Annotated in this window: 14 protein-coding genes and 1 pseudogene; 6 read left to right on the top strand and 9 right to left on the bottom strand. The window is 67.7% G+C overall.

All coding sequences use genetic code 11. The features are described 5' to 3' along the window. Window positions 1-109: 109 nt before the first annotated feature. Together ACS5PV_RS29425 and ACS5PV_RS29430 are read right to left on the bottom strand one after the other, a co-directional pair. Window positions 110-1,333, bottom strand: a complete 1,224-nt coding sequence (locus tag ACS5PV_RS29425) for an ABC transporter substrate-binding protein (protein ID WP_455398880.1) — start codon at window positions 1,331-1,333, stop codon at window positions 110-112. A 28-nt stretch (window positions 1,334-1,361) separates the two neighbouring features. After that, complete coding sequence (locus ACS5PV_RS29430; RefSeq protein ID WP_455398881.1) at window positions 1,362-2,054, bottom strand: DJ-1/PfpI family protein; 693 nt, start codon at window positions 2,052-2,054, stop codon at window positions 1,362-1,364. Window positions 2,055-2,130: 76 nt separating this feature from the next. Between ACS5PV_RS29430 and ACS5PV_RS29435 the strand changes: the two genes are divergently transcribed. Beyond that, window positions 2,131-3,108: a GlxA family transcriptional regulator gene (locus ACS5PV_RS29435; RefSeq protein ID WP_455398882.1), complete on the top strand. Its 978-nt coding sequence runs from the start codon at window positions 2,131-2,133 to the stop codon at window positions 3,106-3,108. Window positions 3,109-3,392: 284 nt separating this feature from the next. On the opposite strand, the gene ACS5PV_RS29440 is transcribed toward ACS5PV_RS29435, so the two are convergent. Continuing rightward, on the bottom strand, window positions 3,393-4,298 hold the full coding sequence (locus tag ACS5PV_RS29440; RefSeq protein ID WP_455398883.1) for an AraC family transcriptional regulator: 906 nt from the start codon (window positions 4,296-4,298) through the stop codon (window positions 3,393-3,395). A gap of 95 nt (window positions 4,299-4,393) precedes the next feature. On the opposite strand from ACS5PV_RS29440, the gene ACS5PV_RS29445 reads away from it, so the two are divergent. Next, a complete protein-coding gene (locus ACS5PV_RS29445) occupies window positions 4,394-5,146 on the top strand; it encodes an SDR family oxidoreductase (RefSeq protein ID WP_455398884.1) in 753 nt (250 codons plus the stop codon). Between the two features lie 35 nt (window positions 5,147-5,181). On the opposite strand, the gene ACS5PV_RS29450 is transcribed toward ACS5PV_RS29445, so the two are convergent. Then, window positions 5,182-5,838 (bottom strand): NAD(P)-dependent oxidoreductase, encoded by a 657-nt coding sequence (locus ACS5PV_RS29450; protein WP_455398885.1) that lies wholly within the window; start codon window positions 5,836-5,838, stop codon window positions 5,182-5,184. A gap of 227 nt (window positions 5,839-6,065) precedes the next feature. Continuing rightward, entirely contained in the window at window positions 6,066-6,956 is an 891-nt protein-coding gene (locus ACS5PV_RS29455) for a LysR family transcriptional regulator (RefSeq protein ID WP_455398886.1), read from the bottom strand. 102 nt (window positions 6,957-7,058) lie between these two features. Here ACS5PV_RS29455 and ACS5PV_RS29460 point away from each other — a divergent pair, with 102 nt between their 5' ends. Together ACS5PV_RS29460 and ACS5PV_RS29465 are read left to right on the top strand one after the other, a co-directional pair. After that, window positions 7,059-7,925: an SDR family oxidoreductase gene (locus ACS5PV_RS29460; RefSeq protein WP_455398887.1), complete on the top strand. Its 867-nt coding sequence runs from the start codon at window positions 7,059-7,061 to the stop codon at window positions 7,923-7,925. A 41-nt stretch (window positions 7,926-7,966) separates the two neighbouring features. Continuing rightward, on the top strand, window positions 7,967-8,440 hold the full coding sequence (locus tag ACS5PV_RS29465) for an SRPBCC family protein (protein WP_455398888.1): 474 nt from the start codon (window positions 7,967-7,969) through the stop codon (window positions 8,438-8,440). 49 nt (window positions 8,441-8,489) lie between these two features. Here ACS5PV_RS29465 and ACS5PV_RS29470 read toward each other — a convergent pair whose 3' ends face one another. From ACS5PV_RS29470 to ACS5PV_RS29480, 3 genes are all read right to left on the bottom strand, one after another. Continuing rightward, window positions 8,490-9,380, bottom strand: a complete 891-nt coding sequence (locus ACS5PV_RS29470; RefSeq protein ID WP_455398895.1) for an NAD-dependent epimerase/dehydratase family protein — start codon at window positions 9,378-9,380, stop codon at window positions 8,490-8,492. Window positions 9,381-9,481: 101 nt separating this feature from the next. Continuing rightward, window positions 9,482-10,390 (bottom strand): LysR substrate-binding domain-containing protein, encoded by a 909-nt coding sequence (locus ACS5PV_RS29475; RefSeq protein WP_455398889.1) that lies wholly within the window; start codon window positions 10,388-10,390, stop codon window positions 9,482-9,484. Window positions 10,391-10,569: 179 nt separating this feature from the next. After that, window positions 10,570-11,682 carry an aldo/keto reductase gene (locus ACS5PV_RS29480; protein WP_455398890.1) on the bottom strand — a complete coding sequence of 371 codons (1,113 nt, stop codon included), beginning with the start codon at window positions 11,680-11,682 and terminating at the stop codon, window positions 10,570-10,572. A gap of 95 nt (window positions 11,683-11,777) precedes the next feature. Here ACS5PV_RS29480 and ACS5PV_RS29485 point away from each other — a divergent pair, with 95 nt between their 5' ends. Next, complete coding sequence (locus ACS5PV_RS29485) at window positions 11,778-12,680, top strand: LysR family transcriptional regulator (RefSeq protein ID WP_455398891.1); 903 nt, start codon at window positions 11,778-11,780, stop codon at window positions 12,678-12,680. A 39-nt stretch (window positions 12,681-12,719) separates the two neighbouring features. Here the strand turns inward: ACS5PV_RS29485 and ACS5PV_RS29490 are convergent. Then, window positions 12,720-13,489: pseudogene (locus tag ACS5PV_RS29490) on the bottom strand (IS5 family transposase). Window positions 13,490-13,981: 492 nt separating this feature from the next. Here ACS5PV_RS29490 and ACS5PV_RS29495 point away from each other — a divergent pair. Further along, the gene (locus ACS5PV_RS29495) at window positions 13,982-14,173 is read left to right on the top strand and encodes an ATP-binding protein (RefSeq protein WP_455398892.1); all 192 of its coding nucleotides are present in this window, start codon (window positions 13,982-13,984) and stop codon (window positions 14,171-14,173) included. The last annotated feature ends 881 nt before the right edge of the window (window positions 14,174-15,054 follow it).

Here is a 15,054-nt window from a genome sequence, read left to right on the forward strand (position 1 = left end):
TCGCGATTGCGGATGAGGTCGGCCCGGCCTTCCGCGCCGGTGGTGGAACCGGATCGTCGGATCGGAGCCCGGACGGCCTCGTCGCCGAGGCCCGGCCGCGTCCGGCCCGTCACCGCGACTTTGCTGCGCCGGCCACCAATGGGCAATCGCTCGCATCGAGGGGGAGGAACGCGTCGCTCGCCGGGACGACCGCGTCGATCCTGTAGTAGTCCCAGGGCACCTTCGACTCCGCTTTGGACTTCACCGACACGAGCAGGAAGTCGTGGGCGAGCTTGCCGTCCTCGCGCAGCCTCGCGTTGCGGGCGAACATGTCGTTGACCGGCGTCGCGCGCATCCACCGGACCACCGTGTCCGTGGCATCGCTCCGGGTCGCGATCACGGCCTTGAGATAGTGCGTGACGGCCGAGTACATCCCAGCCTGCGACTCGGTGGGCATGGCCTTGAAGCGCTCGAAGAACCGATGCGCGAAGGCGCGGGTGTCGTCGTCCAGGTTCCAGTACCAGGCGGTGGTCGCCGTCAGGCCCTGCATGACGTCGAGCCCTGCCGCGTGTACGTCGGCAATGGATAGCAGCGTCGCGATCGGCTTCTGCCTGCCGTCCTGCATGCCGAACTCTTGCCATTGCTTCATCGTGTTGACGAGCTGCGAGCCCGCATTGGCGAACGCGACGAATGTCGCCTGCGAGCTTTTTGCCTGCAGCAGATACGAGCTGTAGTCCAGTTCGCTCATCGGGTGGAAAATCTCCCCCAGGGTCCTGCCTCCATGATCCGCGACCAAGGTCTTGGCGACCTTCACCATGTTCTTTCCGAATTCGAAATCGGCACCCATGAAGTACCAGGTGTCGTTTGCTCCCTTGGTGAGTGTCTTCGTCGGACCGGAGACCAGGGCGTAGGCGTCGTGCACCCATGAGAAGCCGGTGGCCGCGCATTGCCTGCCGGTCAGCTCGGTGGTGCCGACAATTCCGTAGAGGGCGACCTTGTTCTTCTCCCTGATCAACGACTGGACGGCCAGCGCCACGGACGAATTCGAGACGTCGACGACGGCGTCGATCTTCTCGACATCGAACCAGCGCTTCACAATCGCCGAGCCGACATCCGGCTTGTTCTGGTGGTCGGCGGTCAGCATCTCGACCTTGATGTCGCCGAGCCGCGGCTTGAGATCTTCGACCGCCATCTTAGCCGCCAGGACCGCGCCGGGCCCCGTCAACGACGAGTAGGGACCGGACTGATCGTTGATCACGCCGAGCTTGACGACACCGTCCGAGATCTGGGCGGCGACCGGCAGCGCGGTCAGCGCCGCGGCGACCGCGAGACAGGTGAGAATGACGAATTTCATGGGGCCTCCGGCGGGTCCGGCGTTCGGATCAGGGCGCGAGCGAAAGGCGGCGGGCGGCCTCGGCGATGCGGCCCTCGATGTGCTGGCGCGAGGGCTCGAGCGCGGCGCGGGCACGCGCCACGCGCTCGGGCCCGGCCTTGTCGGACGAACCGCTGTCGAGCGGCGGCTGCGGGTCGTATTCGAGACCCAGCTGGATCATGCGGGCCGCCTCCTCGCCCGCCAGCTCGCTCGCCAGTGAGAATGCGAAGTCGATGCCGGAGGTCACGCCGCCGCCCGAGATGCGGTTGCGGTCCCGCACGACCCGCGCCGCGACCGGCTCCGCACCGAATTGCGTCAGGTAGTGACGCCACATCCAGTGGCAGGCCGACTTGTACCCGGTGAGCAGGCCCGCCGCGCCCAGTAGGAGGGAGCCGTTGCAGACCGAGGTGACGTAGCGGGCGCCGGCAGCCTGCCGGCGCAGGAAGTCCATTGTTGTCCCGTCATTCAGCTGGTCCACGACACCGAACCCGCCCGGCGCGCACACGACATCGAGTTGCGGACAGTCCTCGAACGTGATCGTCGGATTGATCGTGAAGCCGACATCGGTCTCGATTGGCTCGATCGCCCGCCAAACGAGATGCACCTTGGCCCCGGGGACGCGGCTCAACACTTGTGCCGGGCCGGTGAGATCAAGTTGCGTGACCTTGGGGAAAATCAAGAAGCCAATAGTGATCGCCGTCATGGAGGATCCTCGCTTTCGGGAATCCTTGCGGCTCCACCCCGTGGTGTAAATGACAAAAACCGGCTAATTTCCGCCAATGAGGCCGCCTCTCACCATCGCGATCCTGGTTTTTCCGCGCTGCCAAGTGCTCGACGTCACTGGGCCGGCCATGGTTTTCGAGGCCGGCAACGATGCGGTCGCGGAAGCGCACTACGAGGTCCGTATTCTGTCCGCGATGGGCGGTCCGGTGCAGACGAGCAGCGCGATATCCCTCGTCACTCAGCGGATGGATGAAGTGCCGTCAGACACCGTCGATACGCTGCTCATCGCCGGCGGCGACGAGGTCGGCCTGGACGGGCTGGTCGCGAACGAGGCCGTGAGACGCTGGGCGACAGCGGTCAGCGGACGGGCGCGCCGCTACGGTTCGGTTTGCAGCGGGACGTTCGTACTGGCGCAGTTCGGCCTCCTCCATGGGAAACGCGTCGCAACGCACTGGTCGGCCTGTACTCGGCTCGCCGAGCAATGGCCCGACGTCGAGGTCGACAGGAACGCACTGTTCGTCAACGACGGTGCAGTCTGGACCTCGGCGGGCGTCACGACAGGAATCGACATGAGCCTGGAGATGGTGGCTGCCGACCTCGGAAACACAGTGGCTCACGCCATCGCCAAGCGCCTCGTGCTGTATGCGCGCCGTCCTGGCTTTCAATCGCAGTTCAGCCCGGTGCTTGAGGCGCAGTCCCACGCGGACGCACCGTTCGCCTCGCTGATCGACTGGATGCGCGAGAATCTCGCCCAGGATTTGGGTGTGGGACACCTGGCCGAAAGGGTCGTGATGTCGGAGCGCACGTTCCTCAGGAAGTTCACTCAGAGCACCGGCGAGACGCCCGCGTATTTCGTCGAGACATTGAGGCTGGACCGAGTCCGCACCTTGCTCGCCACGAACATGCCGCTGAAGGAGATAGCATTGCTGACCGGCTATTCTACCGGAGCACAACTATCAAAATCTTTTGTGCGCCGGTTCGGCATGACGCCGATGCTGTTCAAAGAGCTTCACTGTCGCATCCATCTGGCATAGACTGCGACCCGTCCCGAGGCTCGGCAGTTTTTCGCAAAGCACGGAGGTTGACTGTGATTCGACATCGAAGTGGGACCCCGGGCTGGATCAGAAACAAGCTTTGGAGCTACATTGGAAATGTCACTGGAGGCGGGGTCTCGATCGGCGCCAATCGGGACCCCGCCTGAAGCGATTTTCTTAGTTTACGATAAATGGTCTAGGCAAAACTCTGGACTGGGATCCGCTTCGGTGCTGATACACATTAGGCCTCGTTGATGGCCCCAGCACCTGCCGTTGTGCGCTGGTCAAGCCGATTGACTGTGCTCCCGCGCATACGCCGCCGGCGGCAAGCCCACATGGCGGGAAAACGCCACGCTGAACGCGCTCGCGGAGCCGTAACCCACTCGTACGGCCACCTCGGCGATGCCGCCGCCCTCGCGCCGGAGAAGGTCCTTCGCCAGGGCCATTCGCCAAGCAAGGAGATACTCCATCGGCGCGACACCGACCGCGCGCCTGAAGCGCTCGAAGAACACGGAGCGCGAGAGCCCCGCCTCCTGCGCCAGCCCTGCAACGGTCCACGCGGCGGTCGGCATCTCGTGCATCCTGCGCAAGGCCACGCCCAAGCGTTCGTCGCCGAGTCCCCGCAGGAGGCCCGGTGACAGCGCGGGGCCGCCCATGGAGCGCAGCGCCTCGATCAGCATGACCTCCAGAAGCCGCTCCAAGATGAGGTCCCGCGCGGGCCTACGCCGACGCGCCTCTTCGCCGACGAGGTACATGAGGGAGGCCAGCCTGGTCTCGCCTCGGACGTGGACGAGGCTCGGCAGTAGCGACACCAGCAGGCCTGCGTCGGGCGAGCCGAAGGTGCAGTAGCCGACGAGCATGCGGACGTCCGCCGGGCCGTCCTGCCGCCCGACCCGGAACTCGCCGGGCCCCACCTCGACTGGCATCGTCTCGGAGCCTTCGGTCGGGGGCGTGAGGCTCGACATCTCGAACGCGTCCGCGGCCGGGACAAGGAGGAAGTCCCCCTGCTCCAGGACCACCGGATCGCGGTCCCGGATTGCCAGACGGCATGAGCCCTCCAGCGCGGCGCAGTAGAATGGGCGACCGTGCTCCGCCCGGCGGACGCGCCAGGGACCCGAGGCGCTCACGGACTTGGAGAACGCGGCGCTGGGACGGAGCAGGGTGACGACGTCGGCGAGCGGATCGGACATTTCCGGACTGTCGCTAATGAGATCAGGACGCACGATTGTAGATCGTCCCGGCGAGCGGATCTATCCAACGAGCGTCACAACCTGTTGGAGCCGACATGCAAACCGTCCTGATCACTGGATGCTCGTCCGGGTTCGGTCTTGAGATCGCCCGCCTTTTCCTCGACCGGGGCTGGAACGTGGTAGCCACCATGCGTACGCCGCGCGCGGTGGACCTACCCGCCTCCGACCGCCTGCGCGTCCTCGCCCTCGACGTCACCGATGCGACGAGCATCCGGCAGGCCATCGAGGCGGCGGGATCTATCGACGTCCTGGTCAACAACGCCGGCATTGGCTGGCTGAACGCGCTCGAAGGCACGCCGATGGGCGTCGTTCGCGAGATCTTCGAGACGAACACGTTCGGGACGATGGCCATGACCCAGGCGGTGCTGCCACAGTTCCGAGAGCGCCGGGCCGGCGTCGTCGTGAACGTGACCTCCAGCGTCACGCAGAAGCCGCTGCACCTGCTCTCCGTCTACACGGCGAGCAAGGCCGCGGTGAACGCCTTCACGGAGTCCCTAGCCCTGGAATTGGAGCCGTTCGGCGTGCGGGTGCGCCTGGTCATCCCCGGGCGGGCTCCTGAAACCGCGTTTGGCCAAACCGCACGGGCTCGCATGACGGCGGGCTTCCCCGAACCCTACGCCGGCCTGGTGCAGGAGGTGTTCGCGGCTTGGCAGCAGCAGCCCCCGGACGAGGTGACGCGTTCCGTCGACGTGGCGGAGGCGGTCTGGCGCGCGGCGACCGACCCGGCCTGCCCGATGCGCCTCCCCGCCGGAGCCGACGCCGTGGCGCTGGCCGGCCAGGGCGCCTGACCGGCACTCCCCGACCCACCGGGATGGGCCGGCGCTCACCACGTGATCAGGGGCGTCCGGCCGATCCAGGCGTCGGTCTCGACTTGGTCGAGAACGAAGCGTGCGACATCCTCCCGGGCGACGGACCCGCCATGGAAGCCGGCGAGGTCGACGAGCGCGCGGACCGCGCCGCGGCCGGGCTTGTTGCTCAGGACGGTGGGACGGACGAGGACCCAGTCGAGTCCGCTCTGCCTCACGATGTCCTCCTGGCGGTCCTTGTCGGCGTAGACATGGCGCAGGAGCAGCGGGAGGATCAGCATGTCGAAGGCGAAGCCGCCATGCCCCCGGCTGTCGCCGGCGCCGATCCCGGTGACCGCGACCAGGCGCGCGACGCCTTCGTCCCTCATGGCGCCGACGAGGGTCCGGGTGACCTCGGACAGGAGCGTCACCTCCCTGAACGGGCTTGCCGGCGTGCCGAGCGCGCTCACCACCGCGTCCCGCCCCCTCAGCGCCTCGCGCAGCACCTGCGGGTCACGGGCGTCGCCCACCACCAGTTTGGCGCCGGGAAGGCTTTTCGCCTTCCCGGGCGAGCGCACCAGCGCCGTCACGTCGTAGCCGCGCGCCAGGCTTTGGGCGACGATGAGCCTGCCTGTCCCGCCGGTGGCGCCGAGGACCAGGATCTTCGGTGGGGGTTCGCTCGATACGGTCTGCATGGCTGCCTCCGGGAAGCTGGCTGCTTCTCACGTGGCCAAAGCTAGCGATCCGCGAATGGGCGAATAGTCGTACGGTATAGACGTACCGTTCCACATGCGAGACGGCTGGTGCGACTTGGCTACCAACCTCGGAAAGCTTCGCGCGCTGGAAAGGAAGCACGAGCCGGTGATCGCGGACGCCCGCCGCACCTTCGATGACGCGCAGGCTTCGGGGCGCCGGCCCGTACTCACGTGCCGATGTAAGACGCCAACTCGTCCGGCGTGCCCTGCGGGAACGCCTGCTTCAGGTGGTCGAGGAAGGCCGAGACGCGGGCGCTGAGGAGCCGGCGGGACGGGTAGAGCGTCCAAAGTGCGATCTCGGGCCCCTCGACTTCGCCCCATTGGACCAGCCTGCCCGCGGCGATGTCGTGGCTCACGAGCGAGACGGGCAGGCAGGCCGCCCCGACGCCGGCCCGGACCGCGTCGCGCACCATGATCAACGACGACAGCCTTAGGACGGGCTCGAACGGGATGCGCACTCTCCCGTCCGGCACCTTCACCTTCCAGGCATCTCCACCGCCCGGACCGCGCACCACCGCCGGAACCGGCCGGTTGCCCTGAGGCTGCCCGAGGGCTGCACTGGCCACGACAACCAGCCTGTCGCGCAGGAAGACGCGGCCGACCAGGCTTTCGTCGGTCTCCGGGTTGACCCGGATCACGACGTCGTAGCCCTCCTCGACCATGTCGACGGCCCGGTCATCCGTCGTGACCTCCAGCCGGACCTCCGGGTGCTTCACGGCGAACTCGGCCGCGAGCTTTCCCATGGCCACCTGTGAGAACAGGAGCGGCGCGCTCACCCGCAACCGGCCGCGCGGATTCGCGCCGCCCGAGGCGATGGCCGCCGCGGTCTCGTCGAGCTCGGCCAGCAGCATCCCCGTCCGTTCGTGGAGGGCCCGCCCCTCCTCGGTGAGCGTCAGGGTGCGGGCGCCGCGTTCGAACAGGCGGAGTGCAAGCGCGCCCTCCAGTTCCGAGACCCGGCGCGACAGCGTCGCCTTCGGGCGTCCGGCCGCCCGAGGGGCGCGCCCGAACCCGCCATGGCGGGCAACGAGGTTGAAGTCGGCGAGGGCGAGAAGGTCCATGCGTTCCACCAGCGAGACGGATCGTCCAGATATAGCGTCTATCGGTAAGAACGTGGATCGCTAATTTCCGGCCTGTCAACAGCAGCAACCCGGAGAAACCCCATGACCATCCTCGTCACCGGCGCCACCGGCACCATCGGCCGCCATGTCGTCGACAACCTCGTGAAGCGCGGCGCCGACGTGCGTGCCCTTGTCCGCGATCCGGCCAAGGCGGGACTTCCGGCTGGCGTGGCCCTGGCGCAGGGCGACCTGCTCGACGTCGACGCCCTTCGCGGCGCCTTCCAGGGCGTTTCCACGCTCTTCCTGCTCAACGCCGTGGTGCCCGACGAATTCACCCAGGCGCTGATTGCTCTCAACTTTTCCCGGGAAGCCGGGATCAAGCGGGTCGTCTACCTGTCGGTGATCCACAGCGACGTCTACGTGAACGTGCCCCACTTCGCGGGCAAATTCGGGGTCGAGCGGATGATCGAGGCGATGGGCTTCGAGGCCACGATCCTGCGCCCCGCCTACTTCATGAGCAACGAGATGACGGTCAAGGACGTCGTCCTGCAGCACGGCGTCTACCCCATGCCCATCGGCGCCAGGGGTTTGGCCATGGTCGACGCGCGCGACCTCGGCGAGGTCGCCGCCCTCGAACTCATCCGCCGGGAGCGGGCCGACGGGCCGCTTCCCCTGGACCGGATCAACGTCGTCGGACCCGAGACGCTGACGGGCGAGGGCGTGGCCGCGATCTGGTCGCAGGTGCTGGGCCGCCCCGTCGCCTATGGCGGCGATGACACCGCCGGGTTCGAGCGGAACCTCCGGCAGTTCATGCCGGGCTGGATGGCCTACGACATGCGCCTGATGGCCGAGCGCTTCCTGACCGACGGCATGGTCCCGGAGGCCGTCGACGTCGAGCGCCTGACCTCGCTCCTCGGCCGCCCGCTGCGCACCTACCGCGCGCTCGCCGCCGAGATCGCGACCGCCTGACGCCCAAGCGTCACTCAACCTCCATCGGAAGGACCATCGTCATGATCTACTCGACCGCAACCGTCCCGGTGAACCCGGACGGGGAGGCTCCCCTGACCCGCACGCAGGCCTGGGCGGGCCTCGTCCTCAAGGCCCGCGACGCCCGCCAGTTCCTGCCGCCGGGGCTCTGCAGTCGGTGCGACGTCGTGGAGGAAAGCGCCACCCACCTCGTGCGCGAGGCCACCATCGGGGGTGTCGACCTGCGCGAGATCATCGCCTTCGAGCCCGAGGCCAAGGTGACCTTCTTCCAGGCCACCGGCCCGCGGGAAGGGGCCATCGTCAACGAGCTGTTCGAGGACGAGGCGGGCGCGCTGCAGCTTCGGTTCTACTGCTACCTCGGCCTGCGCGGAAAGGAACCGGGCGGTCCCGAGGAGCAGGCCGAGCAGGCGCAGTTCGACGGCGGCCAGGGCTACAAGGCCGCGCTGTTGTCCACCCTGAAGCGCACCCGCGAGTTGCTCGCCGAGGGTGCGCTGTAGGGGCGCCGAGGCAGGACTGCCAGTTGCTTGAGACGGATACCGGCCTGCCTCACTCGGTTGCCGGCCGGTAGGACCGCAGTTCGTCGATGATGGAGCAGCGAGACGGACGCCAACCGAGTTCGCGCTCCGCCTTCTCACCGGAGATGACCTGATCGCATGCTATGGCGTCGGCGAACGCCCAAAGCACCGAACGCGCGTCTTCGAGCGCCCATGCTTCCACCCGCCCCCCGGCACCAGCCGCCTCGCTTGCCGCTCGCGCGATTTCGATGAGGGGGGTCGCCGCTCCGTGGACGCCGTTGAAGACCGAACCTGCCGGTGCCCGTTCGAGCGCGAGCGCATAGAGGTCGGCGAGGTCGTCGGCGTGCACCGTCGTCCAGCGGGTCCGTCCGTCGCCGACGTAGCGCGCCACGCCGTGCTCCGCAGCCGCGCCGACCATCATCATCGCGGTGCCGCCCCGGTTGCCGTAGACCCAACCCGGCCGGATCACGACCGGGTGAATCCCGTGGTCTGCCGCATTGAGGATCTCCCGTTCGAGGGCTTCGCGGAAGCGGACGAGTGCGACCGCGCTCAGCGGACTGTCCTCGGTCGCGGGCGTGTCGCCGGTCGACCCGTAGACTAGGCAGCCGCTCGTATAGACGAACCGCTTGGACGTTCCGCGGAGGCCGCGGATGATCGCGCGCACCGCCGTCTCATCGTGAGCCGCCGTGTTCAGGTCGCCCGGCGAGGCGGCATGGACGACGGCATCGACCCCATGGACGGCGTCGGCGACGCTGGACCCATCGGAGAGGTCTCCGCGAACGACCGTGAAGCCCTCGCCTCCCAGCTTGGCAGCACTCCTCTCCGAGCGGGCGAGCCCGACGACCTCGTGGCCGCCTTGTTTCAGGCGCCGTGCCACGGCGCCTCCGATCAACCCCGTCGCCCCTGTCACCAAAACTCGCATGCCCGCCACCGTCTTAACTTCGACATGGCCGTTCAATCGGAATCGTGGGCTGGATGGAAATCGTACGTTCTGATGTGACGAGATCGCTCTCGCCGATGGCTTCAGACCGCCGCGGCGATCTCGGCGATGACGTCGCGCAGCCACGTGGTGGCCGGGTGCGCGTCAGCTCGCCGGTGCCACATCAGCGCGAGCGGCCAATCGGGCAGTACGACAGGCGGCTCGTGCACGGTGATGCCGACCCCGAAGTCGGCGCACCGCCGGGCGACGCGGGCGGCGAGCGTTGCGACGAGGTCGCTCTCGGCGACGATGAAGGGCGCGACCAGGAATTGCGGCAGGCTCAGCACCACGCGACGTTTGAGCCCCAGCTCGGCGAGCTTGCGGTCGACCAGTCCTGGGCCGTCACCCTCGGGAGAGACCAGGAGGTGCGGCACGGCCACGAAGGCTTCGAGATCGACGCCGGCCGCGAACGCGGGGTGCCCGCGCCGGGCGATGCAGGCGAAGCCTTCCCGAAGCAGCGGCCGCGTGAGGATGCGCGCCAATGCCTCGACCGGAACGCCGACCGCGAGGTTCGCCTCGCCGCTGTCGAGTTGTTCTACCGCCTCGCCCCGACCAAACATCCCGCGCACGCGCAGGTCGATGCCCGGCGCCTCGACGCCGAGGCGCGCCAGCAGCAGCGGCAACAAGAGGAACGCGGCGTAGTCGCTCATCGCGACCGTGAAGGCACGCTCGGCGGTCGCGGGCTCGAAGCCGTCGGCCTGCAACGCGTTGCGCACGAGGCGCAGCGCATCCGCCACGGGGCCGGCGAGGTCGTCGGCGCGGACCGTGGGCCGCATGCCTGACGGGGTCCGCACGAACAACTCGTCCCCGAGCAATTCCCGCAAGCGGGTGAGGGTGCCGCTCATGGCGGATTGGCTGAGACCGATGCGCAGCCCGGCACGCGTCACATGGCGCTCGGCGTAGAGGGCATCGAAAGCCTTCAGCAAGTTCAGGTCGAAGCTGCCTATATCCATATGCGTCCTTGGGGCGTCGGCTCAGCGACCGCTTCCCCTGTTGGGGGTCCGAAAGCGGATTGCCTCGAATCCAACCGTTCCGCCCGTAGCTCACCGCCTCGCCAGCCAGCCCGCAAGTGGAAGTTCCCAGCTTCTGCAAAGGGGCGGGAGTACCCGCTCCCTCCGGAATGCCGGGGACCTCAGGACGCCGGAGAGCCCCGCCAAGCCTCGACTGCCTGTCCCCCGAAGATGGTCGGCATCGGCAGATCGAAGATGAAATAGGGGTTGAGGCTCGGCGGTCGCCCCGCCGCGTCCAGGCGGCCCTGCTGCTCGGGGGACAACGTGATGTCGAGCGCGCCGATGTTCTGAACGAGCTGCTCCGGGCGGCTCGCGCCCACGAGGACCGACGAGACGCCGGGCCGACGCGCGACCCAGGCGAGCGCGACCTGTGCCATCGGCCGGCCGTTCTCCTCCGCCACGGCCCGCAGCACGTCCACCACCGCGAAGTTGGCCTCCGTGAACAGCATGCCGCCGAATGGGTTGTCGCCGTTCAGCCGCCCGTCGCTGCCGCCGACAACCGCGTCGCCCGCACGGTCCGGGAGCGACCCCGCCGGCCCGATCTCGGCGAGCTTGTCGCGCCCGTACTTGCCCGTCAGCAAGCCTGCCGCCAGGGGGCTCCACGGCACCAGTCCCATGCCTAGCGCCCGGCCGGCGGGCAGTACGTCGAGTTCCACCCCGCGGTCGACCAGCGAGTAGGCGTATTGCAGGCCGACCGGCTCCGGCAGGCCGTGGGCGCGCGCCAGGGTGGCGATCTGCGCCGCGTACCAGGCTGGGGCGTTCGAGAAGCCGTAGTAGAGGATGTCGCCGCGCGAGACGGCATCGGTCAGGGCGAGCAGCACCTCCTCGGGCGGGGTGGTCCGGTCCCAGACATGCGTCCAATATAGGTCGATCCAGTGGGTCTTGAGACGGCGCAGCGAGCCTTCCAGGCCTGCGCGAACGTTGCGGGCGCTGTTGCCGCCGGCGAGCGGCGTGCCCTGCGCGCGCGAGAAGCCGGACTTCGTCGCGATGACGAGACGGTCGCGCAGCCCGCGCTCCGCGACCATGTCGCCGAGCATCGTCTCGCTCGTGCCGCCCGAATAGACGTCGGCCGTGTCGATGAAGTTGCCGCCTGCCTCGACGTAGCGGTCGAGGATCGCGCCCGCAGCGGTCGCGTCGCAGCCCCACCGGCCCGCGCCGAAGGTCATGGTGCCGAGGGCGAGCGGACTCACCGCCAAGCCCGAGCGTCCCAGGGTCCGATACTGCGTCAGGTCCATCGTCGCGCCTCTCTGTTGAAGCGCGAGAGGTAATCCGCGACCGGCGCCGCGATTAGCCGCTATACTCGGCAAGGGCTTATGAGGATGGCTCAGGAATGCGACGCGGCACCCTCGACGATCTGGCGGCCTTCGCGGCGGTGGCGCGCCATCGTAGCTTCACCCGGGCGGGGGCCGAGTTGGGGCTCTCGGCCTCCGCCCTCAGCCACACGATGCGGGCGCTGGAGGCGCGCTACGGCGTGCGGCTTCTCGCCCGCACCACGCGCAGCGTCGCCCCAACCCCCGCCGGCGAACGGCTGCTGCGCTCAGTCGCCCCCGCGCTCGACGAGGTCGCCCGGGGCCTCGACGCGCTGGCCGAGTGGCGGGGCGAGCCCTCGGGCAGCCTGCGCCTGACGACGTTTCCCTACGCCGCCCAGACCATCCTCGAACCGAGGCTGCCCCGGTTCCTCATCGACCACCCGGCCGTCTCGGTGGAGGTGATCGTCGACGACCGGCTGACCGACATCGTGGCGGCGGGGTTCGACGCTGGCATCCGGTTCGGCGAGTCGGTCGAGCGGGACATGGTGGCGGTGCGCGTCGGGCCAGACCTGCGCACGGTGGTGGTCGGGACACCGGACTACTTCGCGCGCCACCCGCGACCAGACATGCCGGCCGACCTGGAGGCGCATCGCTGCGTGAACTACCGCTTGGTCGGCGGAGGTGGCCTGCTGCCGTGGGAGTTTGCCCGCGACGGCCGAGAGGTTCGGGTCCGCGCGAGCGGTCAATTGATCGCGAACGACGGGAACCTGGCGGTGGCCGCTGTCAGGGCCGGGGCTGGGCTCGGCTACATGCTGGAGGACGAGGTCGCCGACGACATCGCGGCCGGCCGTCTGGTTCAGGTGCTCGATTCCTGGTGCCCGCCGTTCCCTGGCTGCCATCTCTATTACCCGGACCGGCAGGTCACCCCGGCGATGCGAAGCCTGATCGAGGCCCTTCGCTGGCAAGGCGAGGTGTCCCGGTAAGGCCGCCCCGCCTTTCGGGCATCCAGGACTGAGACTCAATCAGCACCAGAACGCCACGACGGCAGCGAGGGCGAGAGCCGATGCGAAGTTGCGGGCGAGCTTGTCGTAGCGAGTGGCGATGCGGCGGAAGTCCTTGAGGCGGCAGAACACCGCCTCGACCCGCCAGCGATCCCGATACCGTCGCTTGTCCAGCCGGATCTTGCGCTTGCGGGCGCGGGTGCCGGGAATGATGATGCTGATGCCCTGCTCGCGCAGGTTCTGGCGCAGCCAGTCGGCATCGTAGCCCTTGTCGGCGATGAGCCGGCACACGCGGCCGGGCGCTTGTTCCAGCACGGCAGGCGCGGTCTTCACGTCGCTGGCGTTGCCGGGGGTGAGGTGGATGACGCCCGGGCGGCCGATCACATCGGTGAGGACGTGGATCTTGGTGGTCGGACCCGCCCGCGAAGGGCCGATCGCCTGCTTGCGGGCCCCCCTTTTCCGCCGTGGGCGGCGCGCTGGGCTTTGACGTAGGTTGAGTCGAGGGCGGCCGCTTCGCCGGACCATCCGGCCTTGGCCAGGGCCTCCAGCATGCTGGTCCAGAAGCGGCGGCGCGACCACCTGTTGAAGCGGTTGTAGACGGTGGTGGAGGGACCGTACTCGTCAGGACAGTCCTTCCAGCGGCAGCCGGACTTGATGACGTGCAGGATGCCCGACAGAATCGTGCGGTCGTCCTTGCGACGAGCGCCGGGCTGGTTTGTGGGCATGAACGGCGCGATCGCCTGCCATTGCTCGTCCGACAGCCAGAACAGATCTGCCATAACCTCCTCCATCTGGGAGGCGCTTCGAATCACAATTATCCCACGTTTGCAATCCCTTAAACGGGTTTAGACCCCAGGCGTTGCATCAGTCGCTGGCGACCTCCGCCGCGAAATCGCAGTATGCCTCGGCGACAGCGGTACATGCGCGATGAAAGCCCATGGGTGCCCGAAGGGACTTCACGCCGTTGAACGACCGAACTGGCTTGTCCGACTTGAATCGGTCGTGCGGCCCCCAGGAAGCTCGAACGTCCTTCGGATGAGCCCCACGGCGTCGCTAATGTGCCCGTACCTGCTGATGTCGTGGCCGCCGCTCGAGGGGCTGCTTCTTCCTACGAAGCGGACATCTGGGCTGTGGTGCTTGAAGGTCTGCAAGGGGTCAGCGGTTCGCTTGCCGCTTGTTCAGCGTTGCGCCACTTCCTGACCTCGGACTGCGGCAGTCATAAGAGCTGTTCATCGCCCAAAAGCGGTCTCCGGTGCCGCGGAGGCGGTCTTTCACCTGCCCTCATGCTCGTTTTCGAGACTTTCGACCGCACCGGCCGCCGCGATGGGGCCCGGCTCGGCCTCGGGTTCCACATCGTGCACCAGTCCGCTCAGTCGCTCGGCCACCCGGTCGTGGTTCAGTCCCGCTGCGGCCGGGGATCGATCTTCGGCGTGACCGTCGATGCGGCGCGGAGGGAACTCGCTTCCTTCGGCTGAAGCGGTTCTGGGCAGATGAGGCCACCCGATCCGCATGGCACCCGGCGTCGAATCTGCTCGCCCGATACCTTCGTCTGATTCATGCAGATCAGTGTATGAGTCCACGTATCTACGATAGTGATAGCAGCATTTATTTCATAGATTATCTTCGAGAAAGGCGCCGATATTTGCATACGGCGCGATGTCGGGGACATTCAGATGTTGCATCGCTTAATTTTCGGTACGACGATTGTTGCCGAGACCGGCGGCAGCGCCTTCGTGCGGCAGACGTAAACGATCGGCGTTTGGGGAGCGCAGATCGAGGTGCCGAACGAGGCCCCCGGCGACCTATTCGGCAACGGGGCGGCGCCCCGCACGATGCCAACGTGGTGAGCGGAGCGACGACCTCTGGTTCTCCTGCGGCCCGGTTCCCGGCGCAAGGCGCCCTTGCTCATTCGAAGGCAAGCGAGCGACGGCCTTGAGCCAGGAGCACCTTGCGGACCTTGAGCGGTCGGTCCTGGCCCAAGGTGCGGGTTCTAGACCAAGTAATGCGAACGGCGTTGGTGATCCCAAGGAACTATGTGGCGTCGTTCCGTTAAACGGAAGCCCGACACCTCACTTGGGCGATCCGGCCTCCGCTATTTTCAAGGAGAACGGCGGCAGCTCAGGCTGAATGAAATTTAGTGCACCTCACAAAACTCCCGCTGCGCTGGCGCTGCCACATCGAGCGAAGTCGGTGATCGGGAGTTTTGTGAGAGACACTTAGGGTGAGTGCCAGCTGAACCGCTCCGGGTTTTTCGGAGGCTGTTTGTCTTGGGTCAGGCGGCCAGGGCGTGGTCGCCGACGTTGGCATGATAGCTCGCTTCGGCCTCGGCGGGAGGGACGTGGCCGATTGGCGCGAG

Source organism: Methylobacterium sp. Gmos1, from assembly GCF_053764715.1.

What these genes read in the sequence shown, in the direction of transcription:
- ACS5PV_RS29465 (WP_455398888.1), top strand. Translation starts at nt 7,967, where the DNA reads ATGATCTACTCGACCGCAACCGTCCCGGTGAACCCGGACGGGGAGGCT.
- ACS5PV_RS29445 (WP_455398884.1), top strand. Translation starts at nt 4,394, where the DNA reads ATGCAAACCGTCCTGATCACTGGATGCTCGTCCGGGTTCGGTCTTGAG.
- ACS5PV_RS29485 (WP_455398891.1), top strand. Translation starts at nt 11,778, where the DNA reads ATGCGACGCGGCACCCTCGACGATCTGGCGGCCTTCGCGGCGGTGGCG.
- ACS5PV_RS29440 (WP_455398883.1), bottom strand. Translation starts at nt 4,298, where the DNA reads ATGTCCGATCCGCTCGCCGACGTCGTCACCCTGCTCCGTCCCAGCGCC.
- ACS5PV_RS29450 (WP_455398885.1), bottom strand. Translation starts at nt 5,838, where the DNA reads ATGCAGACCGTATCGAGCGAACCCCCACCGAAGATCCTGGTCCTCGGC.
- ACS5PV_RS29460 (WP_455398887.1), top strand. Translation starts at nt 7,059, where the DNA reads ATGACCATCCTCGTCACCGGCGCCACCGGCACCATCGGCCGCCATGTC.
- ACS5PV_RS29475 (WP_455398889.1), bottom strand. Translation starts at nt 10,390, where the DNA reads ATGGATATAGGCAGCTTCGACCTGAACTTGCTGAAGGCTTTCGATGCC.
- ACS5PV_RS29480 (WP_455398890.1), bottom strand. Translation starts at nt 11,682, where the DNA reads ATGGACCTGACGCAGTATCGGACCCTGGGACGCTCGGGCTTGGCGGTG.
- ACS5PV_RS29425 (WP_455398880.1), bottom strand. Translation starts at nt 1,333, where the DNA reads ATGAAATTCGTCATTCTCACCTGTCTCGCGGTCGCCGCGGCGCTGACC.
- ACS5PV_RS29455 (WP_455398886.1), bottom strand. Translation starts at nt 6,956, where the DNA reads ATGGACCTTCTCGCCCTCGCCGACTTCAACCTCGTTGCCCGCCATGGC.
- ACS5PV_RS29470 (WP_455398895.1), bottom strand. Translation starts at nt 9,380, where the DNA reads ATGCGAGTTTTGGTGACAGGGGCGACGGGGTTGATCGGAGGCGCCGTG.
- ACS5PV_RS29430 (WP_455398881.1), bottom strand. Translation starts at nt 2,054, where the DNA reads ATGACGGCGATCACTATTGGCTTCTTGATTTTCCCCAAGGTCACGCAA.
- ACS5PV_RS29495 (WP_455398892.1), top strand. Translation starts at nt 13,982, where the DNA reads ATGCTCGTTTTCGAGACTTTCGACCGCACCGGCCGCCGCGATGGGGCC.
- ACS5PV_RS29435 (WP_455398882.1), top strand. Translation starts at nt 2,131, where the DNA reads ATGAGGCCGCCTCTCACCATCGCGATCCTGGTTTTTCCGCGCTGCCAA.